Annotated in this window: 15 protein-coding genes; 9 read left to right on the top strand and 6 right to left on the bottom strand. The window is 63.8% G+C overall.

Annotated features, from left to right (window positions below):
* Positions 1-146 precede the first annotated feature (146 nt).
* The 5 genes from P3T18_RS20600 to prpR form a co-directional block, all read right to left on the bottom strand.
* Complete coding sequence (locus P3T18_RS20600; protein WP_429301809.1) at positions 147-1,505, bottom strand: MFS transporter; 1,359 nt, start codon at positions 1,503-1,505, stop codon at positions 147-149.
* 104 nt (positions 1,506-1,609) lie between these two features.
* Positions 1,610-2,827, bottom strand: a complete 1,218-nt coding sequence (locus P3T18_RS20595) for a porin (protein ID WP_429301808.1) — start codon at positions 2,825-2,827, stop codon at positions 1,610-1,612.
* A gap of 312 nt (positions 2,828-3,139) precedes the next feature.
* Positions 3,140-4,129: a succinylglutamate desuccinylase gene (locus tag P3T18_RS20590; protein WP_429301807.1), complete on the bottom strand. Its 990-nt coding sequence runs from the start codon at positions 4,127-4,129 to the stop codon at positions 3,140-3,142.
* Positions 4,130-4,140: 11 nt separating this feature from the next.
* Positions 4,141-5,229 (bottom strand): tartrate dehydrogenase, encoded by a 1,089-nt coding sequence (locus P3T18_RS20585; RefSeq protein ID WP_429301806.1) that lies wholly within the window; start codon positions 5,227-5,229, stop codon positions 4,141-4,143.
* 57 nt (positions 5,230-5,286) lie between these two features.
* The gene (gene prpR, locus P3T18_RS20580) at positions 5,287-7,302 is read right to left on the bottom strand and encodes a propionate catabolism operon regulatory protein PrpR (RefSeq protein WP_429301805.1); all 2,016 of its coding nucleotides are present in this window, start codon (positions 7,300-7,302) and stop codon (positions 5,287-5,289) included.
* A gap of 241 nt (positions 7,303-7,543) precedes the next feature.
* On the opposite strand from prpR, the gene prpC reads away from it, so the two are divergent.
* The 4 genes from prpC to P3T18_RS20560 all read left to right on the top strand — a co-directional run bounded on the left by prpC (position 7,544) and on the right by P3T18_RS20560 (position 13,187).
* Positions 7,544-8,713, top strand: coding sequence for a bifunctional 2-methylcitrate synthase/citrate synthase (gene prpC, locus P3T18_RS20575; protein ID WP_429301804.1), 1,170 nt, complete (start codon positions 7,544-7,546; stop codon positions 8,711-8,713).
* Between the two features lie 192 nt (positions 8,714-8,905).
* Complete coding sequence (gene acnD, locus P3T18_RS20570) at positions 8,906-11,503, top strand: Fe/S-dependent 2-methylisocitrate dehydratase AcnD (RefSeq protein WP_429301803.1); 2,598 nt, start codon at positions 8,906-8,908, stop codon at positions 11,501-11,503.
* Positions 11,504-11,584: 81 nt separating this feature from the next.
* Positions 11,585-12,766, top strand: a complete 1,182-nt coding sequence (gene prpF / locus P3T18_RS20565) for a 2-methylaconitate cis-trans isomerase PrpF (RefSeq protein WP_429301802.1) — start codon at positions 11,585-11,587, stop codon at positions 12,764-12,766.
* Between the two features lie 88 nt (positions 12,767-12,854).
* Positions 12,855-13,187 (top strand): DUF2322 family protein, encoded by a 333-nt coding sequence (locus P3T18_RS20560; RefSeq protein ID WP_429301801.1) that lies wholly within the window; start codon positions 12,855-12,857, stop codon positions 13,185-13,187.
* An 83-nt stretch (positions 13,188-13,270) separates the two neighbouring features.
* Here the strand turns inward: P3T18_RS20560 and P3T18_RS20555 are convergent, their stop codons facing one another.
* The gene (locus tag P3T18_RS20555) at positions 13,271-14,410 is read right to left on the bottom strand and encodes an ABC transporter ATP-binding protein (protein ID WP_429301800.1); all 1,140 of its coding nucleotides are present in this window, start codon (positions 14,408-14,410) and stop codon (positions 13,271-13,273) included.
* A 262-nt stretch (positions 14,411-14,672) separates the two neighbouring features.
* Between P3T18_RS20555 and P3T18_RS20550 the strand changes: the two genes are divergently transcribed.
* From P3T18_RS20550 to P3T18_RS20530, 5 genes are all read left to right on the top strand, one after another.
* Positions 14,673-16,025 carry an ABC transporter substrate-binding protein gene (locus P3T18_RS20550; protein WP_429301799.1) on the top strand — a complete coding sequence of 451 codons (1,353 nt, stop codon included), beginning with the start codon at positions 14,673-14,675 and terminating at the stop codon, positions 16,023-16,025.
* Positions 16,026-16,104: 79 nt separating this feature from the next.
* On the top strand, positions 16,105-17,043 hold the full coding sequence (locus P3T18_RS20545; protein WP_429301798.1) for a carbohydrate ABC transporter permease: 939 nt from the start codon (positions 16,105-16,107) through the stop codon (positions 17,041-17,043).
* Positions 17,040-17,930, top strand: coding sequence for a carbohydrate ABC transporter permease (locus P3T18_RS20540; RefSeq protein WP_429301797.1), 891 nt, complete (start codon positions 17,040-17,042; stop codon positions 17,928-17,930). The genes P3T18_RS20545 and P3T18_RS20540 overlap by 4 nt, the downstream gene beginning before the upstream one ends.
* 25 nt (positions 17,931-17,955) lie before the next feature.
* On the top strand, positions 17,956-18,936 hold the full coding sequence (locus P3T18_RS20535; protein WP_429301796.1) for a sugar-binding transcriptional regulator: 981 nt from the start codon (positions 17,956-17,958) through the stop codon (positions 18,934-18,936).
* A gap of 58 nt (positions 18,937-18,994) precedes the next feature.
* The gene (locus P3T18_RS20530) at positions 18,995-20,029 is read left to right on the top strand and encodes an NAD(P)-dependent alcohol dehydrogenase (RefSeq protein ID WP_429301795.1); all 1,035 of its coding nucleotides are present in this window, start codon (positions 18,995-18,997) and stop codon (positions 20,027-20,029) included.
* Position 20,030 lies beyond the last annotated feature (1 nt).

The following is a 20,030-nucleotide window of genomic DNA, read 5'->3' as shown; positions in this document are numbered from 1 at the left end:
CGTCGTCACGGCGTCCCGGCGACGCGATAAGCGCGTAGTTTATCGGAACTGCCGCGCGAGGCGCTGCGGCCCGCGCAGCGCCAACGAAAAAGCCGCCCGGCGAGGGCGGCTTTTTTACGTGTGACGCGACCGAACGTGCGCGCCGTTCAATGCCCGAACGACTCCGTTTTCGACGCCACCGGCGTCGCCACGTGCGGCCGGGCCGCCTGCTTGATGAGCAGCGCGACGCAGGCAATCAGACCGGCAACCGCGACCATCGCGAAGATGCCGGCAAACGTGAAGTGACGGCGCGTCAGTTCGGCGACGAGGAACGATCCCGCGATGCCGCCGAAGCGCCCGATGCCCAGCATCCACGCGACGCCCGTGCCGCGGCCCTGAGTCGGGTAGAACGCGGCGGCGAGCGCCGGCATGGACGATTGCGCGGTATTCATCAGCACGCCCGCCACGAACACGATGAACACCAGCGCGCCCACGTTGCCCACCGCCTGGCCGATGAAGTACACGCTCACGGCGGTCAGGGCGTAACAGGCCGCGATGATGCGGTTGGCGTTGAAGCGGTCCATCAGCACGCCGCACAGCACGGCGCCCACGCCGCCGAGCGGGAACAGCGCCGAGATCAGCGTCGCGCGTTGCGGCGTGAGGCCGGCGTCTTTCAGCAGGATCGGCATCCAGTTGATCGACGCGTAGAAAATCACGAGACCCATGAAGTACGCGATCCACAGCATCACCGAGCCGATGATGTACGAGCGCGAGAGCACCACGCCGAGTCCCTTGCCGCCGGTTTGCGGCGCGGTTTCGGTCATCATGAAACTGCCGGCTTGCGACGCTTCGGCCGAAATGCGCGCGAGCGCCGCGCGAATCCGTTCGACGGGCTGGCTGTTGGCGACCATGTAGCGCACCGACTCGGGCATCTGCAGCAACAGCAGAATCATCAGCAGCAGCGGCGTGACGCCGCCGAGGATCAGCACGCTGCGCCAGCCGAACTGCGGAATCATCCATGCGGCGAGGAAGCCGCCGAACGCCGCACCCAGTGGGAAGCCGCAGAACATCAGGTTGATGACCGTCGCGCGGCGGCGGTCCGGGCAGTACTCGCCCATCATCGTGACCGCGTTCGGCATGGCGGCGCCGAGTCCCACGCCGGTAATGAAGCGCAGCACCGTGAGCTGGCCGATGCTGCTGGAAAAAGCGGAGCCGAGGCACGCGACCCCGAACAGCAGCACCGAGGCCAGCAGCATCGAGCGGCGGCCGAGCCGGTCGGACAGCGGACCCGAACCGAGCGCGCCGCACGCGAGACCGAACAGCGCCGCGCTCAGCACGGGCGCGAGCGCGGGTTTGGAAATGCCCCATTCGGCGATCAGCGAGGGCGCGATGAAACCGATGGCGGCGGTGTCGAAACCGTCCAGCAGGACGATCACGAAACACATGAAAAAGATGAGCCACTGGAACGGCGAGAAGGGGTGTTCGTTGATGAAGGTCTGAACGTTCACAGCAGGACTGCGGCTCATGTCGTGTCTCCTTGCTTCGCAATATGGAAGGTCTCGCCTTCGGCTTTCGCCTGCACCGCGCTGCGGCGCGGCGAGCCTTCCTCTTTTGTGTTTTCGTGCGCCGCCTAGAACCGGTGCACGATGCCCACGCCGGCCGCGAACTGGCTGCGCGACGACGACGGCGCGCTCTGGAAGCCGTCGCCGATGCTGGCGGTAGCGGCAATGATATGCCCCGAACCCGCCGTGCCGAGCGTGTTGCCGTTGGTGCGCTGGAACGCCTGCAGCGCATACAGGCCAGTGCGCTTGGACAACGAATAGTACTCGGACAGGTTGAACTGCTGGTACTGCGCCGAGCTGGTGATGCCGTTCGCTTTGGTGGCGCGCGTGTAGCTGTAGCCCGTCGCGAAGTCCCACGATACAGTCGGCTTCCAGTGCAGCACGGCGCCGGCCGTGTTGAAGATCGCCGTGTCGCGGAAGCTCGATCCCACACCCGGAATGTACTGCACATTCGAGTAGACGGCGGACACGTCCCAGCCGTTGCCGAAGTTGTAGCCGCCGGTCACGGCAAAGCGCTGTTGCGCCTGCGCGGTCTGGTATCCATTGGTGACCGCCGAGACGCCCGGCTGCGCGCCGTTGTTCGACACGGTCGAGTCCGCGCCGTAGGCGCCGCCGCCCAGCGTCGAATTATTGATGCGCATGAAGCCCACCGCGATGCCGACCGGACCGTTGAGGTACTGCACGGCGCCGCTCCACGTCGAGCCCCGATTCAGGCTGCCCGGCACGCCGCCGAGCGCATACGAGCCGCTGAACGTGAAGCCGTACAGTTTCGGCGATGTGTACACCAGCGAGTTGTTGGCGCGATAGATCGTGTCGAGTGCGTCGACGTCGCCCGGATGCGCGCCGTAGTAGCCGGTGATCCACGTGGTCGGGCTGTACGGCGAGAGCAGCGAGTAATAGGCCGTGTACTGACGTCCGGCCGTGAACGTACCGTAGGTGTTGTTCGTCACGCCGACCCATGCCTGACGGCCGAACATCGCATTCGTGTATTGCTGCGCGCCGGTGCTGGAATTGAAGCCCGATTCGAGCTGGAAGATGGCCTTGGTGCCGCCGCCCAGATCTTCGCCGCCTTTGAGGCCGAAGCGGCTGCCCGCCCACACGCCGTTGATCATGTTCACTTTGGACTTTCCGCCCGACGTCGAACCGAGCGTGCTCGCGCTCGATTGATAGCCGATACCCGTATCGACGATACCGTACAACGTCACGCTGCTTTGCGCGAAAACCGGGGCGCTGGCGAGCGCAAGGACCGCGCACGCGATGCGCGTCGGGCTGATGATGCGAGGCATAGCTTGTTCTCCAAATCGACCTGCGAGAAGTCTGGCGACCGGGTCGGTAATCGTGGTTTTTTATCGGTGGAAATTGTTCGCATATAGAACTGTGATTCTTTATGCGAACAGTCGGCACTGTAAGGAGTTTGCTATGAACGGACAACGCGGGATAACCCCAGCATGTTGCGGGTGCGCGTCAGCGGGAATTAAGGGACTTCAGAATTAGGCGAGGCGAGGGCGAGAGGCGATGCCGCAGTGCACAAGAAACGGTAAGAAAAGACGCTGCTGAGATGCGCGAATCGGGCGCCGTGGCGCGACGCCCGACCCGGCTTAGGAGAGGTTGCTGCGAGTCTGTTCGACCTTGCCGAGCCGCACGACGGTGACGCCGGGGCGCAATTGCCGCAGCGAGGGCATCACGAGCATGCAGTTGTCGTAAGGCGTGGTGACGGCTTCGCCATTCGACCAGCCGATCACCGTGCCGGCGTCGGGGAAAATTTCGAGTCCGGTGAAGGGCGCGGCGAAGCGGAAGTCCATGCTGGTCGCCACCACCGGTTGCGTCACGCGAACGATGTGCTGCGTGGGCGGCAACGGCGCGAGCCAGCCCTCGGGCAGATCGGCTTCGTCCACCACACCGGCGAGCAGCAGAAAGCGCGCGGTGGTGTCGCGCGCCACGCTCACGGCGCTCTTTTCCCAGTGCTGGCCGCATTCGATCAGCAAGGCGTTCTTCGGGCTCGACTCGCGGCCGAAGCCTTCGTAATCGCGCATTCTGCGGCCTTCCGGATGGCCTTCGTCGCAGATCACCGTGGCGGGCGTGCCGAGTCGAGCGGCGAGGTCGATGCCTTTTTGCAGCGGTCCGGCGACGATCAGCGGCGCGCTCTTTTCGTGCATCGAATGCAGATCGAGCAGGGCGTCGACGGTGTCGATCAGCGGACGCATCGCGCGGGCGCGCGTCAGTTCGCTGGAGGTGCGGGACGTGTCGTCGAGCACCGTGTCGGTCCACACGCGGTTGAAGTCCTGATCGACGAAACGCGCCGCGTCCGGCTTCGCCGGATCGAAGCTCAGATAAGCCGCGACGTTGGCGAAACCGAGCGTCAGGCGTCCGCGCCGCGGCCGCAATTCACGCCGCAGCAATTCGTCGACCACGATCGCGCCGCACACTTCGTTGCCGTGCGTGAGCGCGTTGATCATGACGTGCGGCCCGGGCAGGCCCGAATCGAACGTATGCAGATAGTCGATGCCCGACGCGGCGTGCCGGTGCACGGATATATCGGGGAATTCGACTTCGATGGGATAGGCGTGGTTATTCGTCTGGGCGCTCATCGATCGCTCCTTCAGGCTTGCGCGAGTTTCTGCGCGATCACCTGACCGACTTCGCTGGTGCTCGCCTTGCCGCCGAGGTCGCCGGTGTGCGGACCTTCGATCAAGGTCGCTTCGATCGCGGCAAGCATCGCGTCGTGCGCCTCGCGCTCCTTGCCTGCGTGATTGCCGAGGAAGTCGAGCATCATTGCCGCCGACCAGATCATCGCGATCGGATTGGCGATGTTCTTGCCCGCGATGTCCGGCGCCGAGCCGTGCACGGGCTCGAACAACGAAGGAAACTTTCGATCGGGATTCAGATTGCCGGAAGGCGCGAGTCCGATGGTGCCCGTGCACGCCGGTCCGAGATCGGAGAGGATGTCGCCGAACAGATTGGTGGCCACCACCACGTCGAAGCGATCCGGATTCAGCACGAAGCGCGCGCACAGAATGTCGATGTGCTGCTTGTCCCACGCGACGTCCGGATACTGCGCGGCGATATCCGCCGCGACTTTGTCCCACCACGGCATGCTGATCGCGATACCGTTGCTCTTGGTGGCAACCGTGATCTTCTTGCGCTTGCGGCGCTGCGCGAGGTCGAACGCGAACTTCAGCACGCGTTCGCTGCCGTGCCGCGTGAACACCGATTCCTGCAGCACGAATTCGCGCTCGGTGCCTTCGAACATCACGCCGCCCACCGACGAGTATTCGCCCTCGGTGTTTTCGCGCACGATCCAGAAGTCGATGTCGCCCGCCTTGCGGCCCGCGAGCGGTGAAGGCACGCCGGCGAACAGACGCGCCGGGCGCAGATTGATGTACTGGTCGAATTCGCGGCGGAATTTGAGCAGCGAGCCCCAGAGGGAAATATGGTCGGGCACGGTGTCGGGCCAGCCGACCGCGCCGAACAGAATTGCGTCGGCGGATTGCAGTTGCGCTTTCCAGTCGTCCGGCATCATCTTGCCGTGCTTCGCGTAGTAGTCGCAACTCGCCCATTCGATGTGCTGGTACTCCAGTTCGATGCCAAAGCGTTTTTGCACGGCGTCCAGCGCGCGAATGGCTTCGGGCATCACTTCCACACCGATGCCGTCGCCGGGAATGACTGCAATCCGATACTTCTTCGACATGTTCCGCTCCTCCGTTGGATGTCCAGACGATTCGATCGCGCCTATTCTAGTCCTGCGCTAGCTTCGTTTGCCGGCGTTCAGTTTTCGCCATAAGGTCGTCTTGCTGATGCCGAGCGCCTTGCAGGCTGCGTCGCGATCGCCGTCGAAGGTGGCGAGCGCCGCGCGAATCTGATCGGCTTCCACGTGACGGCTGCGCTCGCGCAAGGTGGGCGCGACGCGGTTCGCGGCGTGTACACGGTCTTGCGCTTCGTCATGCATCTCGTCCTGCATGGCATGTCCCGCGTGTGCCGATGCCGCGAAGATTTCCGGCGCGATCGCGCGCAGCATGTCGCGCGTGAGGGTGTTATCCGCATTGCCGTCGTCGGGCGCGTCGGCCAGTTCCACCGCGATCCGCTCGATCACGTTCTGCAATTCGCGCACGTTGCCGGGCCACGCGTAATGCTGCAAGGGTTCGCCGAGATTCACGAGCGCGCGACGTGCGGCCGCGGCGTCGGGCAAACGCGCGGCCAGTCGCGGTTCACGTGCGGCCGCCTGCAGCAGCAGTTCGTCCGCGAGCGGCAATAGATCCGCCGCGCGCTCGCGTAGCGGCGGCAGCGCGATACTCAGAATGTTCAGCCGGTAGTAGAGGTCGGCGCGAAAGCGGCCCGCCGCAATCGCTTCGGTCAGCGCGCGGTGCGTCGCCGCGACGACGCGAATGTCGACGCGCGTCGGTTCCGTCGAGCCGAGCCGCACCACTTCGCGTTCCTGCAATACGCGCAGCAACCGGCTTTGCAACGACAGCGGCATTTCCGCGATTTCATCGAGAAACAGCGTGCCGCGATGCGCCACTTCGATCAGGCCGGCCTTGCCGCCTTTGCGCGCGCCGGTGAACGCACCTTCCTCGTAGCCGAACAGTTCGCTTTCGAGCAAGGCCTCGGGGAACGCGCCGCAATTGATCGCGACGAAGGCGAAGTCGCGCCGCGCGCTCAGCTGATGCATGCTTTGCGCGACCATTTCCTTGCCGGTGCCGCTCTCGCCGAGAATCAGCACGGTCGCGTCGGACCGTGCATAGCGTTGCACGAGGGCGCGCACGCGTTCGATCGAGTCGCACGTGCCGACGATGTCGTCGAGCCGGTAGCGCGCGGTGAACTGTTGCACGCGCTGACGCGAGCGCAGCGTGCGGTCGAGCCGTTCGACGGCGCGCGATTCCTGGAACGTCAGCACGGTGCCCGCACCCGACGCGCTGGCGAGTGGTCCGCGATGCACGACGTAGCTGACGCCACGCACCGTGCTGAAGGTATCGCCGTCGGCGTCGGGCAGGGCGCCCGCGAGATCGGGCGCGAGGTCGAGCAGAACCCGGCCGAGCGCCTTCGACGCGTCGACGCCGAGCACAGTCGCGAGCCGCTGGTTCATCGCCTCGACGCGGCCTTGGGCGTCGAGTGCGACGACGCCGTCGCGCAGATGCTGCAGCAGATTGTCGAGACGTTGCCGGCGGATCGATTCGCGGCGCGTGGCCTGGGCGACTTCGAGCGCAGTGTCGAAGGCCGCGCGCACCGAGGCACGCGAATACAGAAACACCGCGCCCATGCCCGCGCTGGCCGCGAGATCGGTGACGAGACCGGGGCCCACTACTACGTCCACGCCGCGATCGCGCAGATCGAGCACGACGCTTTCGGCGTCCTGCGCCGACTGATACGAGGCGAAGGTCACGTCGAGTCCGAAGGCCGTGCTGAAGCGCCGTACTTCGTCGGGCGTGTCGCCGTGTGTGACGAGCGCGACCGAGGCGCCGTCGCGCCGGGCGCGCGCGAGCGCATGCATCACGTCGAAGCCGGTCGGACTGATCAGCACGACCGGCACGGCGACGCGTGTCTTCAGATAGGCGCCGTTCGAGCCGCCGGCGATCACGACGTCCGGCCGCCCGGCGCCGGCCGCCTCGATTTCACGCACGGCGTCTTCGAAGCCGTGCGAGACGATACGCAGGTCCGCGCGCTCGACGTATTCTCCGGCGATGTCGAAGAACAGATCGCGCAGGCGGCTGATGCTGACCGCCCAGATGCGTGGGCGCTGGGCGGGTTCGAAGGGCGGTGTGCTCACGGCGGACGGCTCGCGCGAAAGGGTGAGAGGGATGGCGAAGTAATCACTATCAGGCCATATTATGCCCGCTTCCGTTTCGATATTGAAATTGCAATTTCATATGTGAAATGAAATGAACTGCGTCGCCGCGTGGCGATTTTCATCAAATCAGACACTTAGCGTTGGGCAGTGCGGCTGGCCCGTTCTTTGCATTTCAGCCTTCGGTTAAAAGATTCCCGCCATGCCAACTGGAGACGAACTCATGAGCGAAGCAGACAACAGCACGCCGGCCGCAGGCGCATTCAAACCCAAAAAGTCCGTCGCGCTGTCCGGCGTGACCGCGGGCAACACGGCGTTGTGCACGGTCGGCAAGACCGGCAACGATCTGCACTACCGTGGCTACGACATTCTCGATATCGCGGGCGCCTGCGAGTTCGAGGAAATCGCTTACCTGCTGGTTCACGAAAAGCTGCCGACCGCGGCCGAACTCACGGCCTATAAAACGAAGCTCAAGGGCATGCGCGGCCTGCCCGCCAACGTGAAAGCCGCGCTGGAATGGATTCCGGCCGCAGCGCACCCGATGGACGTGATGCGCACCGGCGTCTCGGTGCTCGGCACCGTGCTGCCCGAGAAGGACGACCACAATCTGCCGGGCGCGCGCGATATCGCCGACAAGCTGATGGCCTCGCTCGGCTCGATGCTGCTGTACTGGTATCACTACTCGCACAACGGCAAGCGCATCGAAGTGGAAACCGACGACGACTCGATCGGCGGCCACTTCCTGCATCTGCTGCACGGCACGGAGCCGTCGAAGGCGTGGGTCGACGCGATGCACGTGTCGCTGAACCTGTACGCCGAGCACGAATTCAACGCCTCGACCTTCACCGGCCGCGTGATCGCGGGCACGGGCTCGGACATGTACTCGGCCATCACCGGCGCGATCGGCGCGCTGCGCGGTCCGAAGCACGGCGGCGCCAACGAAGTCGCGTTCGAGATCCAGTCGCGCTACCAGAACGCGGACGAAGCCGAAGCGGATATTCGCAAGCGTGTCGAGAACAAGGAAGTGGTGATCGGCTTCGGTCATCCGGTGTACACGATCTCCGACCCGCGCAACAAGGTCATCAAGGACATCGCGAAGAAGCTCTCGAAGGAAGCGGGCAACACCAAGCTCTTCAGCATCGCCGAGCGGCTGGAGTCGGTGATGTGGGAAGCGAAGAAGATGTTCCCGAACCTCGACTGGTTCAGCGCGGTCTCGTATCACATGATGGGCGTGCCGACGGCGATGTTCACGCCGCTCTTCGTGATCGCCCGTACGGCCGGCTGGAGCGCGCACATCATCGAGCAGCGGGTCGATAACAAGATCATCCGTCCGAGTGCGAATTACACGGGGCCGGACAATCTGAAGTTCGTGCCGCTCGCGAAGCGTGTTTAACTCGCGTATATAAAGCGCGCATGTAAAGCGCGTGTGTAACGCGTCGCGCAGTTCCGGCGCAGCGCGCTACACTGCATAAGAACACGCGGCCAGAGAGCCGGGCCGCTTGCCGCGAAGCCCGGCCGCCGCGATATCGTTCCCGCATGACCTTTGCTGGTCCCCGAGGTTGTCCCCTAAGGTTGTCCCCAAGCCATGAATACTGCGAACCGCAAACGCCTTCCCGGCACCGAGCTGGATTTCTTCGACACGCGCGCCGCTGTCGACGCCATTGAACCGGGCGCTTACGACAAGCTGCCGTACACCTCGCGCGTGCTGGCGGAAAATCTGGTGCGCCGTTGCGAGCCGGCCACGCTGAACGCCTCGCTGGAACAGATCATCCAGCGCAAACGCGAACTCGATTTCCCGTGGTTTCCGGCGCGCGTGGTGTGTCACGACATTCTCGGCCAGACCGCGCTGGTTGATCTCGCCGGTCTGCGTGACGCCATTGCTGCGCAAGGCGGCGATCCGGCGTTGGTAAATCCGGTGGTGCCGACGCAACTCGTGGTGGATCACTCGCTCGCGGTGGAATGCGGCGGTTTCGATCCCGACGCCTTCGCGAAGAATCGCGCGATCGAAGATCGCCGCAACGAAGACCGCTTCGACTTCATCAACTGGACCAAGCGCGCCTTCCGCAACGTGGACGTGATTCCGCCGGGCAACGGCATCCTTCACCAGATCAACCTCGAACGGATGAGCCCGGTCGTTCAGGTGAAAGACGGCGTGGCGTTTCCCGATACGCTGGTCGGCACCGATTCGCATACGCCGATGGTGGACGCGCTCGGCGTGATCGCCATCGGCGTGGGCGGCCTCGAAGCGGAGAGCGTGATGCTCGGCCGCGCCTCGTATATGCGCCTGCCGGATATCGTCGGCGTGGAACTGACGGGCAAGCCCGGCGAAGGCATCACCGCGACCGACGTGGTGCTCTCGCTTACCGAATTCCTGCGCAAGGAAAAAGTGGTGGGCGCGTACCTGGAGTTCTACGGCGAAGGCACGGCCAGGTTGACGCTCGGCGACCGCGCGACCATCGCCAACATGGCGCCGGAATTCGGCGCGACGGCCGCGATGTTCTACATCGACGAACAAACCATCAAGTACCTCAAGCTCACGGGCCGCGACGACGAACTCGTCAAGCTGGTCGAGACCTACGCGAAACAGACCGGGCTCTGGGGCGATACGCTCGCGAACGCGGAATACGAGCGTGTGCTCAAGTTCGATCTCTCGACCGTGGTGCGCACGCTCGCCGGTCCGTCCAATCCGCATCGACGCTTGCCGGTCGCCGATCTCGCCGCGCGCGGCATCAGCGGCACGGTGGAAAACGAACCGGGTCTGATGCCGGACGGCGCGGTGATTATCGCGGCCATCACGAGCTGCACCAACACCAACAATCCGCGCAACATGATCGCGGCGGGATTGCTGGCGCGCAATGCGAACCGCGCCGGGCTCACGCGCAAACCGTGGGCCAAGACGTCGCTCGCGCCGGGCTCGAAGGCCGTGACGCTGTATCTGGAAGAGGCCGGTCTGCTGCCCGAACTGGAGCAACTGGGCTTCGGCGTGGTGGCTTACGCGTGTACGTCGTGCAACGGCATGTCGGGCGCGCTCGATCCGGTCATCCAGAAGGAAATCGTCGAGCGCGATCTGTATGCGACCGCCGTGCTGTCCGGCAACCGCAACTTCGACGGCCGGATTCATCCGTATGCCAAGCAGGCGTTTCTCGCGTCGCCGCCGCTGGTGGTGGCGTACGCGATTGCGGGCACGATCCGCTTCGACATCGAAAAAGACGTGCTTGGCACGGATGCGAACGGCAACGAGATTCGCCTGAAAGACCTGTGGCCCTCCGACGCGGAGATCGACGCAATCGTGACGGCGAGCGTGAAGCCCGAGCAGTTCCGCAAGGTGTACGAGCCGATGTTCGCGGTGACGGTCGATACCGGCGAGAAGGCCGATCCGCTGTACGACTGGCGGCCGATGAGCACGTACATTCGCCGTCCGCCGTATTGGGAAGGCGCGCTGGCGGGCGAACGCACGCTCAAGGGCATGCGCGCGCTCGCCGTGCTGGGCGACAACATCACCACGGATCATCTCTCGCCATCGAATGCGATTCTGCCGGACAGCGCGTCGGGCGAATATCTCGCGAAAATGGGTCTGCCGGAAGAAGACTTCAACTCTTACGCGACGCATCGCGGCGACCACCTCACCGCGCAACGCGCCACCTTCGCGAACCCGACGCTGAAGAACGAGATGGTGCTGGAAGACGGCAAGGTGAAGGCCGGCTCGCTGGCGCGTATCGAACCCGAAGGCAAGATCACGCGCATGTGGGAAGCCATCGAGACCTACATGGAGCGCAAGCAGCCGCTCATCGTGATCGCCGGCGCCGATTACGGCCAGGGTTCGTCGCGCGACTGGGCGGCCAAGGGCGTGCGGCTCGCGGGCGCCGAGGCGATCGTCGCCGAAGGTTTCGAGCGGATTCACCGCACCAATCTCGTCGGTATGGGCGTGTTGCCGCTGGAGTTCAAGCCGGGCGTGAACCGTCTGACACTCGGCATCGACGGCACCGAAACCTTCGACGTGATCGGCGAGCGCAAACCGCGCGCCGATCTCACGCTGGTGATCCACCGCAAGAACGGCGAACAGGTGAACGTGCCGGTGACGTGTCGTCTCGACACAGCCGAAGAAGTCTCGATCTACGAAGCCGGCGGCGTGTTGCAGCGCTTCGCGCAGGACTTCCTCGAATCGACCCGGGCCGCGGCCTGATCCGCAGATTGGCAACCGTGTCGGCCGGTCGGGCTTCGGAATAAACGAACCTGCCGGCCGTTTTCACCAGGACATCACTTCATGACTCATCGACCCCAGATCCGCATTCCCGCCACCTACATGCGCGGCGGCACCAGCAAAGGCGTGTTCTTCCGTCTGCAGGACCTGCCCGAAGCCGCGCAGGTGCCGGGCGCCGCGCGCGACGCGCTGCTGATGCGCGTAATCGGCAGTCCCGATCCGTACGGCAAGCAGATCGACGGCATGGGCGGCGCCACGTCGAGCACCAGCAAGACGGTCATCATCGCGAAGAGCAGTCGGCCCGATCACGACGTGGATTATCTGTTCGGTCAGGTCTCGATCGACCGCGCGTTCGTGGACTGGAGCGGCAACTGCGGCAATCTTTCGGCGGCGGTCGGGCCGTTCTCGATCAGCGCCGGCTTGGTGGACGCGAGCCGTGTGCCGCGCGACGGCGTGGCGATCGTGCGTATCTGGCAGGCGAATATCGGCAAGACGATCATTGCGCACGTGCCGATGACCGACGGCGCCGTGCAGGAAACCGGCGACTTCGAACTCGACGGCGTGACGTTTCCGGCGGCCGAAGTGCAGCTCGAATTCATGAACCCGGCAGCGGAAGAAGAGGGCGCGGGCGGCGCGATGTTCCCGACCGGCAATCTCGTCGACGATCTGGAAGTGCCGGGTGTCGGCACGCTGAAGGCCACCATGATCAACGCGGGCATTCCGACGATTTTCGTGAACGCGGCGGATATCGGCTACACGGGCACCGAGTTGCAGGACGCCATCAATAGCGACGAAAAAGCGCTCGCGAAGTTCGAGACGATCCGCGCGCACGGCGCCTTGCGCATGGGCCTCATCAAACATCTCGACGAGATCGCCACGCGTCAGCACACGCCGAAAGTGGCGTTCGTCGCGAAGCCGGCGGAGTACGTGGCGTCGAGCGGCAAGGCGATCGGGGCGGGCGACGTGGACCTGCTGGTGCGGGCGATGTCGATGGGCAAACTGCACCACGCGATGATGGGCACGGCGGCCGTGGCGATCGGCACCGCAGCGGCCGTTTCCGGCACGCTGGTGAACCTCGCCGCGGGCGGCGGCGCGCGCGAGGCCGTGCGTTTCGGGCATCCGTCCGGCACCTTGCGCGTGGGCGCCGAGGCGCGCGAGGAAGGCGGCGAGTGGACCGTCACCAAGGCCATCATGAGCCGCAGCGCGCGCGTGCTGATGGAAGGCTGGGTGCGGGTGCCGGCCTAGGTGTCGCATCGGTATCGGATCACTCGTCGGATAAGCATCGGATAAAATGCGGGCCGCCACGTCAATCCGAACAGAAGGAGCTTTTTCAGTGATTCAACCGAGCAACGTATTCAAGGACAACCTCGCGCAACTGCCGGCCATCGGCGACATCGACCATATCGACCTGGTGGACGGACAGGGCGCCGTGGTGGCCAGCATCGAAAACCAACCCGGCAAGCAGGGCTCGGTGGCGGTGTACAACTATCTGCAGCAGGCCTTCGGCACGCTGAACGCGGCCGCAGCCGAACACGGCCTCGCGGTGTTCGCCGAGCACACGGCGGACGCGCGCAATCGTCCGGGCGCGCACCCGAACGTCGACCGTTTGCTCGCCATCGTCGCGGGCGGCGAAGCGCTGCGTATCGACGTGGTGGCGAAGGCTTGAAGAAGCTGGATGAATAGAGCAGCGAAGCGCGAATGCTTCGTTTTCCGCAAGCAGGCCGGTGAATTTTGCCGGCCTGTTTTTTTTCAGGCGGTCGCCGCGGTTTCGCGTACGGTTCGCAGACGCTGCAAGGCGTCGCCATTCTCGCGGAACAGATGCACATGACGCAGGCCGAAATGCGCGTCGATGCTTTGACCGTCGGAGGTGGTCGACTCGCCCGAACCCTTTACCTGAATCACCACGTCCTGAGTTTCTACGTCGTTAGCGAGATTCACGTGCAGCAAAGTCTCGCCGCCCAGGTGCTCGACCACGATCACGCTGCCCGATAGCTTGCCTTCCACGTCGCCCGTGACGGTTTCGGACAGATGCTCGGGGCGAATGCCGAACGTGAGCGTGTCGCCCGCTTTAAGGTCGCCCGCCACGAACGGCAGGGTGATCGACGAGCCGCCAGGAAGCCCGACCGTGACGCCCGCGCTGTCGGCGCGTTCCACCTTCACCGGCAGGAAGTTCATTTTTGGCGAACCGATGAAACCCGCCACGAAGCGGTTCACCGGCGTTCTGTACAACTCCAGCGGCGAACCGATCTGCTCGACTTTGCCGTGATTCAGCACGACGATGCGGTCCGCCATGGTCATGGCTTCCGTCTGGTCGTGCGTCACGTAGATCATGGTGGCGTTCAGCTGCTTGTGCAGCTTGATGAGTTCGAGCCGCATCTGGACGCGCAAGGCGGCGTCGAGATTCGACAGCGGTTCGTCGAACAGAAACACCTTGGGTTCGCGCACGATCGAGCGTCCGATCGCTACCCGCTGACGCTGCCCGCCCGATAGCGCGCGCGGCTTGCGTTCGAGTAATTGCCCGATCTGCAGAATCTGCGCGGCGCGCTGCACGCGTTCCTTGATCTGCGCCTCCGGCAATTTGATCATACGGAGTCCGAACGCAATATTCTCGTAGACCGACATATGCGGATACAGCGCATACGACTGGAACACCATGGCCACGCCGCGTTGCGATGGTTCGAGTTCCGTGACGTCTTCGCCGCCGATCAGCACTTGCCCTGAGTCGCTGCGCTCGAGTCCGGCAATGGTGCGCAGCAGCGTGGACTTCCCGCAGCCCGACGGCCCGACGAACACCATGAATTCGCGGTCGGCCACCGAGATGTCGACGCTCTTCAACACTTCCGTCCCGGCAAACGCCTTGCGGATCTGCTGCAACTGAACTGCACTCATGCGTGTCTCCTGCTGATGCGCGCGCTCGCCGCGCGGCGCGCACAAGGTAACGGGTCAATGGGGCGTTCGTCATGCAACGCAGCATGGACCCCTTATCGAATTTGTTCTTGACAACCAGTTCGCGTCCAAATATACAATTGTAAAACTGAAATTACAAGTGAAACGAACTTGGCGGGACGCATGGAAAGCATGCGTGGTGGAACGGCCCCGGCGGGCGTCGACCGTTTTGGGCATCTCAAGAAGAACTACCCAGGAGACAGGCATGAAGAAGCATTACACGCAGGCTGCGGCGTTCGCGCTGCTGGGCGTTACGGCGTCCTTGCTGGCGGCGTCCAACGCGTACGCATGGACGCTCAAGGAGGCGGCGGAACCCTATTCGGGCACCACCATCAAGGCGATTTTTCTCGACCGTCCGGGCTACAAGGCGGCCGCGAAACTGATTCCCCAGTTCGAGAAGGAAACCGGCATCAAGGTACGCACAGAAGTCGTGCCGTACGAAAACACCCGTGAAAAAGAGGTGTTGAACTTCGTCGGCGGCGGCGATCAGGACATCGTGCTGGTCGACGTGGTGTGGATCGGCGAGTTCGCGAGCAACAAGTGGCTGGTGCCGATCAAGACCTTCACGGACAACCCCAAGCTCGCCGACCCCAAGCTCAATCTGCCGGGCTTTTTCCCGATCCTGCTCGATTCGTTCGGCACGTGGGACAAAACCACTTACGGCCTGCCGTTCGATAACTACTCGGGCCTGATGTTCTACAACTCGTGCATGTTGAAAGACGCCGGTTTCAGCGGTCCGCCGAAAACATGGGACGAATTGCTCAACGTCTACGCGCCGAAACTCACCAAGGCCGACAAGAACCAGTTCGCTTTCGCGCTGCAATCGCGTCGCGGTGAAACGCAATCAGCGGACAGCTTCATGCGCATGCTGTGGCCGAACGGCGGCTCGCTGCTGGATGCGAAGTTCAAGTCCAACCTGATGTCGGCGCAATCGCAGGCGGGTCTGGAATACCGGCAGAAGCTGATGAAGTACATGCCGCCAGGTATCGTCGACTTCGATCACGCGGAGTCGGTGAATGCGCTTGCGCAAGGGCAGGTCGCGATGATCACCGAATGGTCGGCGTTCTATCCCACCTTGACCGATCCGAGCAAATCGAAAATCGGCAACTGTCTGGCCATTACCACCGAGCCGAAAGGTCCGGCCGGGTTGAAGCCCGCGTTGGGCGGCTTCTCGCTCGCGGTGAACGCCAAGTCGAATGCGAAGAAGCAGGCCGCTGCATGGCTCTTCATTCAATGGATCACCTCCGAAGAAGAAGCCAAACCGTATCTGGAAGCCGGCGGCGTGAGCGGACGTATGTCGGTGTACAAGGATCCGGCGGTGCAGGCCAAGTACCCGTTCGTGAAGCCGATGGTGGAATCGTGGCAGGGCGGCGTACCGGACTACCGTCCGCGTTTCCCGGAATGGCCGGCGGTGTCCGAAGTGATCGGCGAGTGGGGTAGCAAGATCATGCTCGGTCAGGTCTCGGTGAAGGATGGCGCGCAAACCATCGGTACCAAGACAGAAGAGATTCTGCAGAAAGCGGGCTATTACGACGGCAAGAAGCCCTTGCTGAAATAACACCGGCATCGCACCGGTGCGAGCGAGGCAGCGTGCGCGATGCCTCGCTCGCCGCAGTTCCAACCCGCGGAGACGTTTCATGCTGAAGTCCACGGTTTCACCCGCAAGCGGCGCGATGCGCCCGCGGCCGCGCGCGCGCTTTCGCTTCGTGCCGCATTCGCCCGCGTTCTGGTTTCTGTTTCCGGCCGTCGCGGCGCTGGCGATCATCGGCATCTATCCGCTGCTGCTCGCGCTATACAACTCGTTTCACCGCTACAAGCTCGCCGATCTCGCCGGCGGCACGCCCTTCGTCGGGCTCGACAACTACATCGCCACGTTGACCGATCCGTCCTTCTGGGGCGCGCTCGGCCGAACGGTGTTGTTTCTCTGCATGACCTTGCCGATCGAAGTCGCGCTGGGGCTGTTCGCGGCGCTGATGCTGCATCGCACGGCCTTGCCATGGCTGCGGGTCGCGGCGCGCGTCGGGCTCGTGATTCCGATGGCGACCACTTATGCGGTGGTCGGTCTGATCGGCCGGCTGATCTTCAACCGCCAGTTCGGCGTGGTGAACTATCTGCTCGGCTTCTTCGGCATGCCGCCGCTCGACTGGCTCGCCGACCCCACGCTCGCCGTGGTGTCGGTGATGATCATGGACATCTGGCAATGGACGCCGTTCTGCGCGTTGATCCTGCTCGCGGGTCTGGCGATGGTGCCCAAGGAAGCGGAAGAGGCCGCGCGTCTGGAAACGCCGAAGTGGAGCAAGATTCTGTGGCATCTGCAACGGCCGTATCTGTTGCCGGGTCTCACGGCCATTCTCATTCTGCGTTCCGCCGATATGCTCAAGATGTTCGACGCGGTTTTCACCATGACGCGTGGCGGTCCCGGCACGGCGACGGAATTCATCAGCATTTACATCCAGCGCGTCGCCTTCCGTCTGTTCGATCAGGGCATGGCATCGGCGCAGGCCATCCTGCTGCTGATTCTCACGATCGTGCTCTCGCGGCTCTACATTCGTTTCGTCTATCGGGAGGCCGTGTGAGTACATCGACGGACACCACCATTCAGGCGCAGGCCGCGTCGCTTTCGCCGCGTGCGCGCCGCGCTAAAAATGCACGCCGCCGTGCCACGGTCTGGCATGCCATCGGTTTGCTGATCGTGTTCCTCACCTCCGTTTTCCCGTTCTACTGGATGGTGACGACGAGCCTGAAAAGCCAGGCCGATGCACTCGCGGTGCCGCCCGTGTGGTTCTTCACGCCTACGCTCGCGCACTACACCGACGCGCTGTTCGAGCACGATGTGGCGGCGAGCCTGCTGAATTCGCTGATCGTGGCGAGCAGTGCCACCTTTCTCTCGATCCTGCTCGGCGCGCCGGCGGCATACGCGCTGGCCCGATTCGAGTTTCGCGGCAAGGAAGACCTGTGGTTCTGGTTCATCTCGAACCGCATGGTGAGTCCGGTGGTGCTCGCGGTGCCGTTCTTCCTGATCGCGACGAAGCTTGATCTCGTGGATACGCACATCGTCCTGATCCTGCTGTATCTGACGTTTTCGCTGCCGATCGTGGTGTGGATCTGCACTGACCAGTTCCGCAATATTCCGGTCGAACTCGACGAAGCCGCGCGTCTGGACGGCGCGTCGCCGTGGCGCGTGTTCTGGCGTATCAACCTGCCGCTCGCCATGCCCGGCATCGTGGTGTCCGCGATTTTCGCGTTCATTTTCTCGTGGAACGACCTGCTGTATGCGCTCGTGCTGACCCGCACGGACGCGATTACGTCGCCGGTGGCCGCCACGAGTTACATGAGCGGCTACGAGTTGCCGTGGGGCGAGATCATGGCCACCGGCACGCTGATCGTCCTGCCGATGGTGGTGTTCGCGCTGGCGGTGTCGGGACGTCTCGTTCAGGGCCTGACAATGGGCGCGGTGAAATGACAACACTGAACCACTCATCAAGCCTATGAACCGATCCGCACCGTCCACCGTCACGCCCTTGACCGAACCGCCTGTCGACACCGAAGAGGAGTTGCAGGCGCGCGTGGCGTGGCATTACTACGTCGGCAATCTGACGCAGCAGGAAATCGCGCATCGCATCGGCAGCAACCGCGTGCGTGTGAACCGGCTGCTCGCCGCGAGTCGCGAATCGGGCATGGTGCAGATCACCATCAATAGCCGCCTGGCGCCGTGCGTCGCGCTGGAAGAGGCGCTCGCCAAGCGCTTCGGACTGGAAGCGGCGGTGGTGGTGCCGGCCGGTGCCGATACCGAATCGAACATGGCGGCGATCGGCATCGGCGCGGCCAATTATCTGTCGCGGCAGATCGAGACCGGGCAGACCGTCGGGCTGGGTTGGGGCCGCACGATACGCGCCGTGTTGCGCGCCATGCCGCAACGCGCGTACGGACCGCTCGCGGCGGTGTCGTTGCAGGGCGGCTTGTCGCATTGCCCGAGCATCAATACCTTCGACATCGTCTCCGACTTCGCCAATCTGTGTCAGGCCGACGGCTTTCTGTTTCCGGTGCCGATCTACGTCAGCAGTCAGGCCGTGCGCGACACGCTGCTGCAGGAAGACGCCGTGCGCGAGACCTACGAGCGGGCGCGTCAGTCGGATCTCGCGGTGCTCACCTGCGGCGACCTGACGGAGTCGCTGGTGGTGACGTACGGCATCAACGATCCGCAACAGGTGCGCGAACTGGAACGGGCGGGCGCGGTGGGCGACATGCTCGGTCACTTCATGGACGCCGACGGCGAAGCCATCGACCATCCGTTGAATCGCCGCACCGTTGCCGTCACGCTCGACGATCTGCGCAAGATCCAGCGCGTGGTTCTGGTGAGCGGCGGCGCAAAAAAATTCGCGGTGACGCGCGCCGCGTTGCGTGGACGCTATCCGTCGGTGCTGGTCACCGACGAAGAAACCGCGCAGCGTCTGTGCGAAGAACCGTAAAAACACGATAGCGTTTTGATACGCCATTTTCTTCATTCCCTGGCAGAGGGCTGCAATCATGGAAGCACTGGTTCTCGAAGAAGCGCGCCGCATCAGCTTGCGCCCGTTCACCTTGCCGCAGGTCGTGGGTCCGCGCGACGTGCGCATCCGCATCAATACGGTCGGCATTTGCGGCAGCGACATTCATTACTACCAGCATGGCCGCATCGGGCCGTTCGTAGTCAACGAGCCGATGGTGCTCGGTCACGAAGCGGCCGGCACGGTGGTGCAGGTCGGCGAGGAGGTCAAGCATCTGAAGGAAGGCGACCGCGTCTGCATGGAGCCGGGCGTGCCGGACATGGAATCGCGCGCGTCGCGTGAAGGGCTCTATAACCTCGATCCGAGCGTGCGCTTCTGGGCGACGCCACCGGTTCACGGTTGCCTCACGCCGTTCGTGGTTCATCCTGCGGCCTTCACGTTCAAGCTGCCGGACAACGTCAGTTTCGCCGAAGGCGCGATCGTCGAGCCGCTGGCAATCGGCATGCAGGCTGCCACCAAGGCGAAGATCAAACCGGGCGACGTGGCGGTGATTCTCGGCGCGGGCACGATCGGCATGATGTGCGCGCTCGCGGCGCTGGCGGGCGGTTGCAGTCGCGCGATCGTATGCGATCTGGTGCCGGAGAAGCTGGCGTTGATCGGCGGCGTGCAGGGTGTGACGGCGGTGAATATCCGCGACCGACAGGTGAAAGACGTGGTGGCCGAACTCACCGAAGGCTGGGGCGCGAACGTCGTGTTTGAGGCGAGCGGCAACGAGAAAGCGTTCGACGGTATCGTCGACCTGTTGTGTCCGGGGGGCTGTCTCGTGCTGGTCGGCATGCCGCAGCGCGCCGTGCCGATCGACATCGTGGCCGTGCAGATCAAGGAAGTGCGGATCGAGTCGGTGTTCCGCTACGCCAACATGTTCCCGCGCGCGATCCAGTTGATCGCCTCGGGGCGGCTCGATATCAAGCCGTTCATCTCGCGCTCGTTCGCCTTCGCGGACGGTATCGAAGCATTCGAGGAAGCGGCGAGCGGCAAGCCGACCGACGTGAAAGTGCAGATCGTGCTGGAATAAG

This window comes from Paraburkholderia sp. GAS199 (assembly GCF_050436585.1).
In the GTDB taxonomy this organism is placed as follows: domain Bacteria; phylum Pseudomonadota; class Gammaproteobacteria; order Burkholderiales; family Burkholderiaceae; genus Paraburkholderia.
Note: the sequence above shows the minus strand (reverse complement) of the source record. Positions and strands in the feature narration are given on the sequence as shown.

Excerpts from the sequence above, each read along its gene's own strand:
- P3T18_RS20600 (WP_429301809.1), bottom strand. The coding sequence starts at position 1,505 with ATGAGCCGCAGTCCTGCTGTGAACGTTCAGACCTTCATCAACGAACAC.
- P3T18_RS20595 (WP_429301808.1), bottom strand. The coding sequence starts at position 2,827 with ATGCCTCGCATCATCAGCCCGACGCGCATCGCGTGCGCGGTCCTTGCG.
- P3T18_RS20590 (WP_429301807.1), bottom strand. The coding sequence starts at position 4,129 with ATGAGCGCCCAGACGAATAACCACGCCTATCCCATCGAAGTCGAATTC.
- P3T18_RS20585 (WP_429301806.1), bottom strand. The coding sequence starts at position 5,229 with ATGTCGAAGAAGTATCGGATTGCAGTCATTCCCGGCGACGGCATCGGT.
- prpC (WP_429301804.1), top strand. The coding sequence starts at position 7,544 with ATGAGCGAAGCAGACAACAGCACGCCGGCCGCAGGCGCATTCAAACCC.
- acnD (WP_429301803.1), top strand. The coding sequence starts at position 8,906 with ATGAATACTGCGAACCGCAAACGCCTTCCCGGCACCGAGCTGGATTTC.
- prpF (WP_429301802.1), top strand. The coding sequence starts at position 11,585 with ATGACTCATCGACCCCAGATCCGCATTCCCGCCACCTACATGCGCGGC.
- P3T18_RS20555 (WP_429301800.1), bottom strand. The coding sequence starts at position 14,410 with ATGAGTGCAGTTCAGTTGCAGCAGATCCGCAAGGCGTTTGCCGGGACG.
- P3T18_RS20550 (WP_429301799.1), top strand. The coding sequence starts at position 14,673 with ATGAAGAAGCATTACACGCAGGCTGCGGCGTTCGCGCTGCTGGGCGTT.
- P3T18_RS20545 (WP_429301798.1), top strand. The coding sequence starts at position 16,105 with ATGCTGAAGTCCACGGTTTCACCCGCAAGCGGCGCGATGCGCCCGCGG.
- P3T18_RS20535 (WP_429301796.1), top strand. The coding sequence starts at position 17,956 with ATGAACCGATCCGCACCGTCCACCGTCACGCCCTTGACCGAACCGCCT.
- P3T18_RS20530 (WP_429301795.1), top strand. The coding sequence starts at position 18,995 with ATGGAAGCACTGGTTCTCGAAGAAGCGCGCCGCATCAGCTTGCGCCCG.